This window comes from Paraliobacillus zengyii, assembly GCF_003268595.1.
GTDB classification, from domain to species: Bacteria; Bacillota; Bacilli; order Bacillales; family Amphibacillaceae; genus Paraliobacillus_A; species Paraliobacillus_A zengyii.
The window spans coordinates 207,501-220,296 of record NZ_CP029797.1; the positions used below are offsets into that span (position 1 = coordinate 207,501).

General features: G+C 39.4%; 9 protein-coding genes, 9 tRNA genes and 2 rRNA genes. 16 read left to right on the plus strand and 4 right to left on the minus strand.

Annotated features, from left to right (window positions below; genetic code table 11):
* Positions 1 to 19 precede the first annotated feature (19 nt).
* From DM447_RS01080 to glmM, 16 genes are all read left to right on the plus strand, one after another.
* Positions 20 to 2,966, plus strand: a 23S ribosomal RNA gene (locus DM447_RS01080).
* Positions 2,967 to 3,030: 64 nt separating this feature from the next.
* Positions 3,031 to 3,146, plus strand: a 5S ribosomal RNA gene (gene rrf / locus DM447_RS01085).
* Positions 3,147 to 3,203: 57 nt separating this feature from the next.
* A tRNA-Asn gene (locus DM447_RS01090) sits at positions 3,204 to 3,278 on the plus strand.
* 4 nt (positions 3,279 to 3,282) lie between these two features.
* Positions 3,283 to 3,354: transfer RNA gene (locus tag DM447_RS01095), tRNA-Thr, on the plus strand.
* 20 nt (positions 3,355 to 3,374) lie between these two features.
* Positions 3,375 to 3,446: transfer RNA gene (locus tag DM447_RS01100), tRNA-Glu, on the plus strand.
* Positions 3,447 to 3,451: 5 nt separating this feature from the next.
* Positions 3,452 to 3,527: transfer RNA gene (locus DM447_RS01105), tRNA-Val, on the plus strand.
* Between the two features lie 3 nt (positions 3,528 to 3,530).
* Positions 3,531 to 3,606 (plus strand) — tRNA-Thr (locus DM447_RS01110).
* A gap of 11 nt (positions 3,607 to 3,617) precedes the next feature.
* Positions 3,618 to 3,703 (plus strand) — tRNA-Tyr (locus tag DM447_RS01115).
* A gap of 51 nt (positions 3,704 to 3,754) precedes the next feature.
* Positions 3,755 to 3,829, plus strand: a tRNA-Gln gene (locus DM447_RS01120).
* 14 nt (positions 3,830 to 3,843) lie between these two features.
* Positions 3,844 to 3,919, plus strand: a tRNA-Lys gene (locus DM447_RS01125).
* A 30-nt stretch (positions 3,920 to 3,949) separates the two neighbouring features.
* Positions 3,950 to 4,022 (plus strand) — tRNA-Ala (locus tag DM447_RS01130).
* Between the two features lie 202 nt (positions 4,023 to 4,224).
* Entirely contained in the window at positions 4,225 to 4,788 is a 564-nt protein-coding gene (gene sigW, locus DM447_RS01135; RefSeq protein ID WP_112182609.1) for an RNA polymerase sigma factor SigW, read from the plus strand.
* Between the two features lie 14 nt (positions 4,789 to 4,802).
* A complete protein-coding gene (locus tag DM447_RS01140; RefSeq protein ID WP_112179344.1) occupies positions 4,803 to 5,414 on the plus strand; it encodes an anti-sigma factor family protein in 612 nt (203 codons plus the stop codon).
* 175 nt (positions 5,415 to 5,589) lie between these two features.
* Positions 5,590 to 6,414, plus strand: coding sequence for a diadenylate cyclase CdaA (cdaA, locus tag DM447_RS01145; RefSeq protein ID WP_112179346.1), 825 nt, complete (start codon positions 5,590 to 5,592; stop codon positions 6,412 to 6,414).
* A complete protein-coding gene (locus DM447_RS01150; RefSeq protein ID WP_112179348.1) occupies positions 6,407 to 7,654 on the plus strand; it encodes a CdaR family protein in 1,248 nt (415 codons plus the stop codon). Before cdaA ends, DM447_RS01150 begins: the two co-directional genes overlap by 8 nt.
* A 100-nt stretch (positions 7,655 to 7,754) precedes the next feature.
* Positions 7,755 to 9,101, plus strand: coding sequence for a phosphoglucosamine mutase (gene glmM, locus DM447_RS01155; protein ID WP_112179350.1), 1,347 nt, complete (start codon positions 7,755 to 7,757; stop codon positions 9,099 to 9,101).
* Between the two features lie 49 nt (positions 9,102 to 9,150).
* Here the strand turns inward: glmM and DM447_RS01160 are convergent, their stop codons facing one another.
* The 4 genes from DM447_RS01160 to DM447_RS01175 all read right to left on the minus strand — a co-directional run bounded on the left by DM447_RS01160 (position 9,151) and on the right by DM447_RS01175 (position 12,784).
* Positions 9,151 to 9,834 carry a DUF4956 domain-containing protein gene (locus DM447_RS01160; protein WP_198663183.1) on the minus strand — a complete coding sequence of 228 codons (684 nt, stop codon included), beginning with the start codon at positions 9,832 to 9,834 and terminating at the stop codon, positions 9,151 to 9,153.
* Between the two features lie 36 nt (positions 9,835 to 9,870).
* Positions 9,871 to 10,578, minus strand: a complete 708-nt coding sequence (locus DM447_RS01165; protein ID WP_112179353.1) for a polyphosphate polymerase domain-containing protein — start codon at positions 10,576 to 10,578, stop codon at positions 9,871 to 9,873.
* A 225-nt stretch (positions 10,579 to 10,803) separates the two neighbouring features.
* Positions 10,804 to 12,105 carry a sensor histidine kinase gene (locus DM447_RS01170; RefSeq protein WP_112179354.1) on the minus strand — a complete coding sequence of 434 codons (1,302 nt, stop codon included), beginning with the start codon at positions 12,103 to 12,105 and terminating at the stop codon, positions 10,804 to 10,806.
* Positions 12,098 to 12,784 carry a response regulator transcription factor gene (locus DM447_RS01175; RefSeq protein ID WP_112179356.1) on the minus strand — a complete coding sequence of 229 codons (687 nt, stop codon included), beginning with the start codon at positions 12,782 to 12,784 and terminating at the stop codon, positions 12,098 to 12,100. The genes DM447_RS01170 and DM447_RS01175 overlap by 8 nt, the downstream gene beginning before the upstream one ends.
* Positions 12,785 to 12,796 lie beyond the last annotated feature (12 nt).

Sequence of the window (12,796 nt, forward strand, 5' to 3'; positions counted from 1 at the left end):
CGCTTTTATTAACTAATATAGTTAAGTAAGAAAGGGCGCACGGTGGATGCCTTGGCACTAGGAGCCGAAGAAGGACGGGACAAACACCGATATGTCTTGGGGAGCCGTACGTAGGCGTTGATCCAGGAATTTCCGAATGGGGGAACCCCCTGCTCGTAATGGAGTAGGACACTTTACTGAATACATAGGTAAAGTGAGGCAGACCCGGGGAACTGAAACATCTTAGTACCCGGAGGAAGAGAAAGCAAATGCGATTTCCTGAGTAGCGGCGAGCGAAACGGAATCAGCCCAAACCAAAAAGCTTGCTTTTTGGGGTTGTAGGACACGCTATACGGAGTTACAAAGAGACGTTTTACATGAATCGATCTGGAACGATCAGCCGAAGAAGGTAAGAGCCCTGTAATGAAAAGGACGTTTCCTCCAGCGTGGATCCTGAGTACGGCGGAACACGAGAAATTCCGTCGGAATCCGGGAGGACCATCTCCCAAGGCTAAATACTCCCTAGTGACCGATAGTGTACCAGTACCGTGAGGGAAAGGTGAAAAGCACCCCGGAAGGGGAGTGAAAGAGATCCTGAAACCGTGTGCCTACAAGTAGTCGAAGCTCGATATTTTCCTTCGGGAAAAAGAATGAGTGACGGCGTACCTTTTGTAGAATGGACCGGCGAGTTACGATTCTTTGCAAGGTTAAGCCGCACAGGTGGAGCCGCAGCGAAAGCGAGTCTGAATAGGGCGTGATAGTAAAGGGTCGTAGACCCGAAACCGTGTGATCTACCCATGTCCAGGGTGAAGGTCAGGTAACACTGACTGGAGGCCCGAACCCACGCATGTTGAAAAATGCGGGGATGAGGTGTGGGTAGGGGTGAAATGCCAATCGAACACGGAGATAGCTGGTTCTCTCCGAAATAGCTTTAGGGCTAGCCTCAAGGAACGTATGTTGGAGGTAGAGCACTGATTGGACTAGGGGCCCTTACCGGGTTACCGAATTCAGTCAAACTCCGAATGCCAATCATATTGCCTTGGGAGTCAGACTATGGGTGATAAGGTTCATAGTCGAAAGGGAAACAGCCCAGACCGTCAGCTAAGGTCCCAAAGTATACGTTAAGTGGAAAAGGATGTGGCGTTGCATAGACAACCAGGATGTTGGCTCAGAAGCAGCCATCATTTAAAGAGTGCGTAATAGCTCACTGGTCGAGTGACGCTGCGCCGAAAATGTACCGGGGCTAAACGTATCACCGAAGCTACGGATTCCAAGAAGTATTGCACTTCTTGGATTGGTAGGAGAGCGTTCTAAGTGCAGCGAAGTCAGACCGTGAGGACTGGTGGAGCGCTTAGAAGTGAGAATGCCGGTATGAGTAGCGAAAAAGAAGTGAGAATCTTCTTCACCGAAAGCCCAAGGTTTCCTGAGGAAGGCTCGTCCGCTCAGGGTTAGTCGGGACCTAAGCCGAGGCCGAAAGGCGTAGGCGATGGACAACAGGTTGATATTCCTGTACCACCTCCTTTCCGTTTGAACAACGGGGGGACGCAGTAGGATATGGAAAGCGCGCTGCTGGTTATGCGCGCCCAAGCAGTGAGGCTGTTGGATAGGTAAATCCGTCCAATGTAAGGTTGAGCTGTGATGGGGAGGGAACTTAAGTACCGAAGTTCCGGATTTCACACTGCCAAGAAAAGCCTCTAGTGAGGAAAGAGGTGCCCGTACCGTAAACCGACACAGGTAGGCGAGAAGAGAATTCTAAGGTGATCGGGAGAACTCTCGTTAAGGAACTCGGCAAAATGACCCCGTAACTTCGGGAGAAGGGGTGCTTCTTTTGCGAGAAGCCGCAGTGAAAAGGCCCAAGCGACTGTTTAGCAAAAACACAGGTCTCTGCGAAGCCGTAAGGCGAAGTATAGGGGCTGACACCTGCCCGGTGCTGGAAGGTTAAGGGGATGCGTTAGCTTTCGGGCGAAGCGCTGAACCGAAGCCCCAGTAAACGGCGGCCGTAACTATAACGGTCCTAAGGTAGCGAAATTCCTTGTCGGGTAAGTTCCGACCCGCACGAAAGGTGCAACGACTTGGGCACTGTCTCAACGAGAGACCCGGTGAAATTATACGATGCGTGAAGATGCGCATTACCCGCGACAGGACGGAAAGACCCCGTGGAGCTTTACTGTAGCCTGATATTGAATGTCGGCACAGCTTGTACAGGATAGGTGGGAGCCGTTGAAGCGTGAGCGCTAGCTTACGTCGAGGCGCCCGTGGGATACCACCCTGGCTGTGTTGACCTTCTAACCCAGAACCGTGATCCGGTTCGGAGACAGTGTCAGGTGGGCAGTTTGACTGGGGCGGTCGCCTCCTAAAGAGTAACGGAGGCGCCCAAAGGTTCCCTCAGAATGGTTGGAAATCATTCGAAGAGTGTAAAGGCAGAAGGGAGCTTGACTGCGAGACCTACAAGTCGAGCAGGGACGAAAGTCGGGCTTAGTGATCCGGCGGTACCGTATGGAAGGGCCGTCGCTCAACGGATAAAAGCTACCCCGGGGATAACAGGCTTATCTCCCCCAAGAGTCCACATCGACGGGGAGGTTTGGCACCTCGATGTCGGCTCATCGCATCCTGGGGCTGTAGTCGGTCCCAAGGGTTGGGCTGTTCGCCCATTAAAGCGGTACGCGAGCTGGGTTCAGAACGTCGTGAGACAGTTCGGTCCCTATCCGTCGTGGGCGCAAGAAGTTTGAGAGGAGCTGTCCTTAGTACGAGAGGACCGGGATGGACACACCGCTGGTGTACCAGTTGTTCTGCCAAGAGCATCGCTGGGTAGCTACGTGTGGAAGGGATAAGTGCTGAAAGCATCTAAGCATGAAGCCCCCCTCAAGATGAGACTTCTCATCTTTTTAGAGTAAGATCCCTCAGAGACGATGAGGTTGATAGGTTCGAGGTGGAAGCGTGGTGACACGTGTAGCTGACGAATACTAATAGATCGAGGACTTAACTATAATACTATATGTTGTCTTGTTGTAATTCTTATCTAGTTTTGAAGGTACACTATCTTCAAAATGGTTTAGTGACAATAGCGAAGAGGTCACACCTGTTCCCATGCCGAACACAGCAGTTAAGCTCTTCAGCGCTCATGGTAGTTGGGGCTTTGCCCCTGCGAGAGTAGGACGTCGCTAAGCCAGAATTTTTTTAAAATGTTAGCTTTGTGAAGCAATAATTTTATTGTGTCATATTGTTCCACAGTAGCTCAGTGGTAGAGCAATCGGCTGTTAACCGATCGGTCGTAGGTTCGAGTCCTACCTGTGGAGCCATTTTGCTTCCATAGCTCAGCGGTAGAGCACTTCCATGGTAAGGAAGGGGTCGCCGGTTCAATTCCGGCTGGAAGCTCTGTAGCATTTTTATACAATGGCCCGTTGGTCAAGCGGTTAAGACACCGCCCTTTCACGGCGGTATCACGGGTTCGATTCCCGTACGGGTCATCAATGGAGGATTAGCTCAGCTGGGAGAGCACCTGCCTTACAAGCAGGGGGTCGCAGGTTCGAGCCCTGCATCCTCCACCATATGCCGGCCTAGCTCAACTGGTAGAGCAACTGACTTGTAATCAGTAGGTTGGGGGTTCAAGTCCTCTGGCCGGCACCATTTTTAAATCTGGAGGGATAGCGAAGTTGGCCAAACGCGGCGGACTGTAAATCCGCTCCCATCGGGTTCGTAGGTTCGAGTCCTACTCCCTCCACCATTATTCTGTTTCATAGAAATTATGTAGCAGTGTTTTTCACTGTTTTTTTATTGGGCTATAGCCAAGCGGTAAGGCAACGGTTTTTGGTATCGTCATGCGCTGGTTCGAATCCAGCTAGCCCAGCCATTTTCTTAATTAAAGAGCCATTAGCTCAGTCGGTAGAGCATCTGACTTTTAATCAGAGGGTCGAAGGTTCAAGTCCTTCATGGCTCACCATTTTATTAATGAGTATATTTTATTGTATCTGGGGCCTTAGCTCAGCTGGGAGAGCGCCTGCCTTGCACGCAGGAGGTCAGCGGTTCGATCCCGCTAGGCTCCATCATACGTACTAGTAATTAAAAAAAGACTAAATTATGTAAAAGATCCCTTTTTATTAAAAAAGGGATTTTTTTATTTCTATAAAATGGTATACTGATTTTTATAAGAAAATGTAAATTCAACAAAAACATAAAAAAGTGAAACCTTTTATATAGCTAGTTCGTACATAAATTGACCGCAATAAAAGCGGAGGTATTTAGATGATGGATGCAAAAATAAAACAAATAATAAAACAAGTTAAAAAGGGAGATCAATCCGCATTTGAGGATATCGTTATCCTTTTTCAAGATAAGGTGTATCAAATTTGCTATCGTATAATTGGTAATATGCATGAAGCTGAAGATTTGGCACAGGAAGCTTTTATTCGTGCTTATGTTAATATACACTCATTCGATGAAAATCGTAAATTTTCTACTTGGTTATTTCGAATAGCTACAAATTTAACTATTGACAGGATTCGTAAAAAGAAACCTGACTACTTTCTAGATGCTGAAATCAAAGGCACTGATGGTTTAGATATGTATTCACAACTTTCTGCAGACCAAGCACTACCAGAGGAAGAAGTGGAGAGTTTAGAACTGCAGTCTTATATTCAACAACAAATTATGGACCTGCCTACTAAATATCGAAGTGTAATAGCACTTCGTTTTGTTGATGAAATGTCTCTTGCAGAAATAAGTGAAATTCTAAATATCCCGGTTGGGACTGTAAAAACTAGAATTCATCGCGGGAGAGAAGCACTACGAAAGAGGCTTCGTCATGTATAAGGAGTGTGAAAGTTATGGGCTGTAATAAAGAAGTAGTTGCTTTAATGCATAACTATTTAGATGGTGATTTATCCAATCAAGAAGAAACAGAGTTAAGATATCATTTACAAACATGTCAAGCATGTCAAAAATATTTTCAAGAATTAACCCGAACTACAACTTTGTTGAAAAATTCAAATGAGATACAAGTTCCTACAAATTTTACAGCAAATGTGATGAAACAGTTACCAAAAGAAAAAATACGACATGGTTACAAGAGATGGTTTAAAAACCATCCACTTTTAACAGCAGCCGCAATATTTTTTATCTTTATGTTTGGTAGTGTTTTCTCGGTATGGGATGAAGATGGACAATTGTCTGTTTCTAAAGATAGTAATTTAATTATAAAGGAAGATACAGTTATTGTTCCTAAAAATGTAATTATAGAAGGGGATTTAGTTGTTAAAAATGGAGATTTAAAGATAGATGGTCAAGTTAATGGGAACGTTGTATTAATAAATGGAGAACAGTTAATGGCATCAGCTGGAAATATAACGGGAGAAATTGAACAGGTGAACCAAGTATTTGAATGGATGTGGTATCACATTAAAAAGGTGAGTAAAGGTGTATTCAATTTAACTGATTAAAAAGCAAAGGAGTGACTTACAATCATTTCTTTGCTTTTTTTTAAAGAAAACTGTTTTATTATGATAAAGGGATAAAAATTGTGATAGTATGGTAACAATAGAAAATATGTTATAATAAAGTACGTAATATTTTACAGATGGGAAGATAAATTCATGAATAGAAGGATGTGTGACCATGCTTGATGGGGGATTAAACATTTTTAATCTTTTGCGTATCGGAATTGATATTACCCTTATCTGGTATGTTTTATATAAACTTATTATGCTTATTAGAGGCACAAAAGCCATTCAATTATTAAAGGGTATTTTTGTTGTACTAGGTTTTTATCTCGTTAGTTATGCTCTAAATTTACAAACTGTTCAAGTACTCATTGAACAAGTTATTGTTTGGGGACCATTAGCAATCATCATTTTATTCCAACCTGAATTAAGACGTGCATTAGAACAAATTGGTAGAGGTAGTTTTTTCAGTAGAAATAAGAACTCTGAAGAAGAAATATTAAACGAAGTTATTGATGCAATAGTTAAGTCATGTAACTATATGGCAAAGCGTCGGATTGGTGCTTTGATTACGATTGAGCGTGACACGAATATGGGTGATTTTGTGGAAACTGGTATCCCAATTCGAGGACAATTAACCAACCAGTTATTAACTAATATTTTCATCCCAAATACACCTTTGCATGATGGTGCGGTTATAATTAAAAAGGACGAAATTGTAGCAGCAGCATGTTACTTACCATTGTCTGAAAGTCCCTTTATCTCTAAGGAGTTAGGAACTCGTCATAGAGCAGCAATTGGGGTAAGTGAAGTAACAGATGCTTTAACGATTACTGTCTCTGAAGAAACAGGTCAAATTTCTTTTACTAAAAATGGTGAGTTACATAGAGATTTAGATCAAGATAAGTTAATGGATATGTTGAGAAATGATTTAGAAAGTTATTACATGAAGGCCCCTACGATAAAAAGTTGGAATTGGAGGGGGAAGAAGAATGAATGATTGGTTAAATAGACCGTGGGTTATTCGAGTACTGTCATTAATATTAGCTGTGCTGATCTTCATTGTTGTATCATTTGATAATCAGGAGAACAGTTCGAATGAGGTTGGATTTGATGACCTTTTTAGTAGTTCACAAGAAACGCAAATAGTTGAAGACATACCTGTTAATATTCAAATTGATGATGAACAGTACGTTGTTAGTGGAGTTCCTCAAACAGCATCTGTCACATTAGCTGGCACTGTGAGTGTGGTACAATCGACTGCGACACAACAAAATTTCGATGTATTTGTAGATTTGGAAGACTTAGAAGTTGGTACTTATACGGTTCCATTAGAACATGATGGGATATCGGATCGATTAGATGTAAGTATAGACCCAGAAGAAATTGAAGTAACTATTGAAGAGCGGGCTTCAGCAGAATTTGAGGTTATTGCTGATTATACAAATGAAGATGGTTTACAAGCCGGATATGAATTATTGGAAGCTTCTATAGAACCATCAACTGTTCAAATTACTAGTTCTAAGAGTGTTGTTGACCAAATAGCTGTAGTGAAGGCTTTTGTTGATGTAGATGGGATAGGAGAGTCTCTTACAATAGAAGAGGTTCCTGTACGTGTTTATGATAGCGAAGGAAATGAATTGAACGTGCGTATAGAACCAGAAACAGTAAGTGTTACTGTTAACGTAGACAATCCGAATAAAAATGTACCAATTAATATAGATACAACAGGAGAAGCCGCAGAAGGAATCATTATTTCGTCTACTACTTCAGAAACAGAGGAGGTTCAGGTTTTTGCCTCTGCATCTGATTTAGATGAAATAGATGAAATTTCAACGGAACCTATTGATCTATCTGAAATAACGGAAGATACTACTATAGAAGTTGAATTAAATGTACCTGATAATGCAAGGATGCTAAATCCATCTACAATTACGGTGAATGTTGAAACAGATCTGGAATTAGTTGAAACATTTGAAAACGCTCCTATTTCTGTTGAAAATTTGGACAACACCTATACTGCTTCGTTCATAGAGCCGCAAGGTGGAGAAGTTGATTTATCGGTGACAGGTTTTGAAACAGATTTAGAGGGTGTTACTGTAGCAGATTTCCAGTTAACTCTTGATGCCTCAGGACTGGAACCTGGAGAGCATGAGGTACCGATTGATGTGATAGGACCGAACAATTTGGACATTGTTCTATCAGTTGATGATGCCATAATAAGTATAACTTCTGAGTAAGTTCAAAATTGAATTTATATGTAAATACTTGGGTAAAATGATAAGTATGATAGAAAATAAATGTCTATATTTTAATTAGGAAACAAAGGAGAGGTACATTATGGGTAAATATTTCGGAACAGATGGAGTTAGAGGGATTGCAAATGAGCAATTAACTCCGGAACTAGCATTTAAACTGGGCCGATTTGGGGGATATGTACTAACCAAAGATACCAATAAACCGAAAGTATTAATAGGCAAGGATACACGCATTTCTGGGAGTATGCTTGAGGGCGCACTAACAGCAGGTTTACTTTCGATAGGTGCTGAGGTAATGCGACTTGGTGTTATAACAACACCAGGTGTAGCATATCTTACTAAAGCGATGAGTGCGGAAGCAGGAGTAATGATTTCAGCTTCCCATAATCCTGTAGAGGATAATGGCATTAAGTTTTTTGGACCAGATGGGTTTAAATTAACGGATGCACAAGAACAAGAAATTGAGGCTTTATTAGATGCATCAACTGATGATCTACCTCGACCAACAGGAGCGGATATTGGTCAAATCAATGATTATTTTGAAGGTGGACAAAAATATATTCAATACTTAAAGCAATCTGTTGATAACGACTTTGAAGAATTACATATAGCTTTAGACTGTGCACATGGATCAACTTCTTCATTGGCAACACATCTATTTGCTGATTTAGAGGCAGATATTTCTACGATTGGAGCATCACCGGACGGTTTGAATATTAATGCAGGTGTAGGCTCTACGCATCCTGAAACATTACAAGCCTTTGTATTAGATAAAAAAGCAGATATAGGTTTAGCATTTGATGGAGACGGTGACCGCTTAATTGCTGTCGATGAAAATGGTGATATTGTAGATGGTGATCAGATCATGTACATTTGTGCGAAATATCTTAATGAAAAGGGTCTATTACGACACTCAACTGTTGTTTCTACCATAATGAGTAATATTGGATTTTATAAGGCAATTGAAGCACAGGGTATGAAGAGTGATAAAACCTCTGTTGGTGATCGTTATGTCATGGAAGAAATGCGTAGAGGTGGTTTTAATTTAGGTGGAGAGCAATCAGGGCACATCATCTTTCTTGATTACATCACGACGGGTGATGGAATGTTAGCTGCCTTACAGTTAGTTAATGTAATGAAAGAAACAGGCAAAAAACTTTCAGAATTAGCTGGAGAGATGGTTAAGTTCCCACAAGTTCTAAAAAATGTTAAAGTAATTGATAAACACCAAGCCCTTGTTCATCCACGTATTCAAGAAGTGATTGCGAAAGTAGATGGAGAAATGGGTGATAACGGACGTGTGTTAGTTCGACCGTCTGGTACAGAATCATTGGTTCGTGTTATGGTTGAAGCACCTACATTAGAGAGATGTAATGAGGCAGTTGAAAAAGTAGTTACCGTAATAGAACAAGTTCTTGGAATGAAATAAGGAAAAGCGATGTCCTAATTTGGACATCGCTTTTAAATTTAGTATAAAGTTAGGCTGTGAAATTCCCATCATAGCTTAGCATGATAGCAGATTTAACGTTTTCCATATTTGCTATATCATTAACAAAAGCAGTTTTTGAATCTTTTACACGCACCTCATAAGTAACTTCATATTCATGATTTGACATCGATGATTTAGATTTAACTGCATGTTTTGTCGCAAATTGTGAAATGATTTTCTCAAAACCCTTCTCAATTGTAGGATTAGTATACTTGACGATTAGTAAATAAGGATTTTCAATGGTAACACGATTGATAAAGAAAATCATAACCAAACCAATTAAAACTGTCCCTACTATTACAAGTGGAATAAATCCTGCCCCACATAATATACCAGAAACGATTGCCCAAAATAAGTAGACTAAATCCATAGGGTCTTTAATTGGTGTACGGAATCTAACAATTGATAAAGCACCAACCATACCGAGTGACAATAGTACATTAGATGAAATCCCCATAATAATGAGAGCGGTAGCCATTGTCATAATAATAATGGAAACATTAAAGCTGTGGGAGTAAATAACACCAGAAAATGTTTTCTTATATATGAAGTAAATAACCAATCCAATAATAAAAGATGTTATTAAACCGAGTAAGGAATCGATTAGTGAAAATTCCTGTGTTGATTCTAAAAAATTCGAACTAAGTATATCTGAAAAATTAACTGTACCTATCATTGTGTTTTCCTCCAACATAATTTAATTTTATTTTTAGCCATACATTCGACTAAGGTGATACTTTGAATATGTGCCGAGTCTACGGTCGTTTACTTGTAATAGTTTTTTTATTACATCTGGTAGAAATTCATCATATTTCACTTCTAAAACGACTAAGTTTGGATCCAATGCTTCAATCATTGGTAAATCTCTATTTAGAATGTCGGTGTTACGAAAGCTTGTCTTGATTGAACTGTCAAAAGTAATTCGTACGTTTCCGTATGGGTAGATAAATACTTCTCTATTGTAGTCAACAACAGTAACAGGCTTTAATTGGTATAAGTGCATTTGAATATATAACTCACGCATTAATGACCTATCGTCCTCTTCCATCCATCCAACATTACCCATGCAAATTGCTTTGTACTCTTCTGGTGAAATTGGACAACTTATTTTTTGACATAAGTTGTTTCTTTTGCTTTTTCGTTCTAATTTTAAAGTTGTTCTGTCATGATTATAAAGTCGAACGCGATATTTATTTCGGCTAAGATAGCCTTCTTTTTTTTCAGTTAGAACCTTATCTTCACTATTATCAAAGTAAACACTGCGTATGAAGTATTTTCCGTGTTCATCGGCATTGTTATCGTAATGCATAACATGTTTTAAATTTTGGCGCAATAGATGACAATCTAATTTATTAATCGCATGTTTTAATTCTCGTCGTCCTTGTTTTTGTTGAAAGATATTTCGTTTAAATAACATATGTATTCTCCTTTCTGTTAGTTTACTGTGATAGTGCCTACTTCCTATTATATAAATGGAACTTAAAGTTAACTTAAAAAAACTTTACGAAGTTTTAACAGAAGTGTGGAAAAAGCGTGTAACAGGAAAGAAAAAAAACAAAAAACCCCGTCAAGACGGAGTTTTTAGAAAAAATCAATAATGAGAAAGCTCAATAGTGTTAGAAAATAAATAAAAAGGACATGACTACGGTAGCCGAACGTGAAGTACAGTGCCTTTAGGTGCATTCTGTTTTGCAGAAATAGAACCATCATGACTTGCAACAATCCACTGTGCAATCGATAAACCGAGTCCTACTCCACCTTGCTCACGAGAACGGGCCTTATCTTCTCGATAAAAACGTTCGAATATATGATCAAGATTCTCTGACTGCAAGCCTATTCCAGTATCTTTAATTACGATTTCATGATAGCCATCATACCATGATGTCAGAACCTCAATTTTATCACCTTCTTCGGTGTATTTTAAGGCATTGTCTAGTAAGATCACAAGTAGTTGATGCATACGATTTTTATCGGCAACGATCTTCTTCGTTGATTTTAATTTATAGTTTATCTGTTTATCTTGTGATTGCGCAATTTCTCGATAAGGTGCACAAACCCCTTCAACAAATATATCCAAATCAAATTTCTCTTTTTCTAACTGTGTTGCAGTAGAATCTGCACGGGCTAATGTTAGTAAATCACTAGTTAGTTTAGATAATCGATTCGTTTCAGATAAAGACAATGCGATATTTTCAAATACATCCACCACTTTCTTTTGGGGAGAGGTTAATAATAACTCTAATTTATTTTTTATAATCGCAAGCGGCGTACGTAATTCATGCGAAGCATTCTCGACAAATTCAGTTTGCTTATCCCAAGAGTTAATAATAGGTTGCATTGTCTTTTTTGATAAAAAGTAACTTGCCACAAGTGAAACCACTATAAAAATAATGGACACAATGATTAATAACTTTTCAAATCTATTTAAAAGCTGATATTCTGTATCAACATTTAATAGTAATTGTGTGTAAGCGACCCCTGTATCTTCTGTATTAGAAAAGGTGAGGGAACGGAATTGATAGACGTCATCTACTGTGAGTGGTTCAATTACATTCAATGACTCTGCATCGTTATCGACTTGTAAATCTTCTAAATAGCTTTGATAAAATAAACTGCCAATTTGATCTTGGTTAATAATTGTTCCGTCTTCTCCCCATTCAATCATAACAATTCGTGGGCTAGCCATTCTATCTTGTTCATTTGGGCCTCTTTCGATTGGATCTTCAGAAAGCTCTCTATTGTCATCGTCTAGCGGAGAAAAGCGTTCACTAGATGTTATAAGCTCTTGATATTCGATCAATTCTTCATCAGGTAATGAAAAAAGCGATGATTGAATTTGGCTATATATAATCACACCGAATAAAGCAAAGATTAAGCTAAATGCAATAAAGTTATAAATCATAAGCCGTAGCTGTTGTTTTTGAATAATTTTTTCCTTATTCATTTGTATCACCAGTTGCACTTAGCATATAACCAAGACCGCGAAATGTTTTTATATAATGGTGGTAATTGAATTGTTTTAGCTTTTTACGTAAATGACTAGCGTATACTTCAACAACAGTAGTAGAAGTATCTGATTCAAATCCCCAAATTCGATCAAATATTTGATCTTTCGTAACAATAATGTCCTGATTGTGAATGAGGTATTCTAATAAATCGAATTGTTTACCGTTTAATATTAAATTTTCATCATTTATACTGGCAGATTTATTTTGTATATTTAGCTTTAAATCAAGGAATGTTAAAAAGTGATTGTCTAACTCACCTGTAACTCGGCGAACAATTGCTTCAAGTCTTAGTAATAGCTCCTCCCGATGAAAAGGTTTAACTAAATAATCATCTGCCCCAATCTTAAAACCTTTGATCTTATCGTCAATACTATCTTTTGCAGTTAAGATAAGTACAGGTGTCTTAACTTGTTTTTCTCGGAGCTTTTGTAGCACTTCATAACCATGGATGGAGGGAAGCATAAGATCAAGAATAATAACATCAAATATATTCTGTTCGGCTAAAAAAAGACCTTCTTCGCCATCAAATGCTTGTGATACATCAAATTTGATTTTGGTTGTTTCCAGTATTGTGTGAGATAAATTTTTGTCATCTTCTATAATAAGCAATTTCATGTAGGTCACCTC

What these genes read in the sequence shown, in the direction of transcription:
- glmM (WP_112179350.1), top strand. Translation starts at nt 7,755, where the DNA reads ATGGGTAAATATTTCGGAACAGATGGAGTTAGAGGGATTGCAAATGAG.
- DM447_RS01165 (WP_112179353.1), bottom strand. Translation starts at nt 10,578, where the DNA reads ATGTTATTTAAACGAAATATCTTTCAACAAAAACAAGGACGACGAGAA.
- DM447_RS01170 (WP_112179354.1), bottom strand. Translation starts at nt 12,105, where the DNA reads ATGAATAAGGAAAAAATTATTCAAAAACAACAGCTACGGCTTATGATT.
- DM447_RS01175 (WP_112179356.1), bottom strand. Translation starts at nt 12,784, where the DNA reads ATGAAATTGCTTATTATAGAAGATGACAAAAATTTATCTCACACAATA.
- cdaA (WP_112179346.1), top strand. Translation starts at nt 5,590, where the DNA reads ATGCTTGATGGGGGATTAAACATTTTTAATCTTTTGCGTATCGGAATT.
- DM447_RS01140 (WP_112179344.1), top strand. Translation starts at nt 4,803, where the DNA reads ATGGGCTGTAATAAAGAAGTAGTTGCTTTAATGCATAACTATTTAGAT.
- DM447_RS01150 (WP_112179348.1), top strand. Translation starts at nt 6,407, where the DNA reads ATGAATGATTGGTTAAATAGACCGTGGGTTATTCGAGTACTGTCATTA.
- sigW (WP_112182609.1), top strand. Translation starts at nt 4,225, where the DNA reads ATGGATGCAAAAATAAAACAAATAATAAAACAAGTTAAAAAGGGAGAT.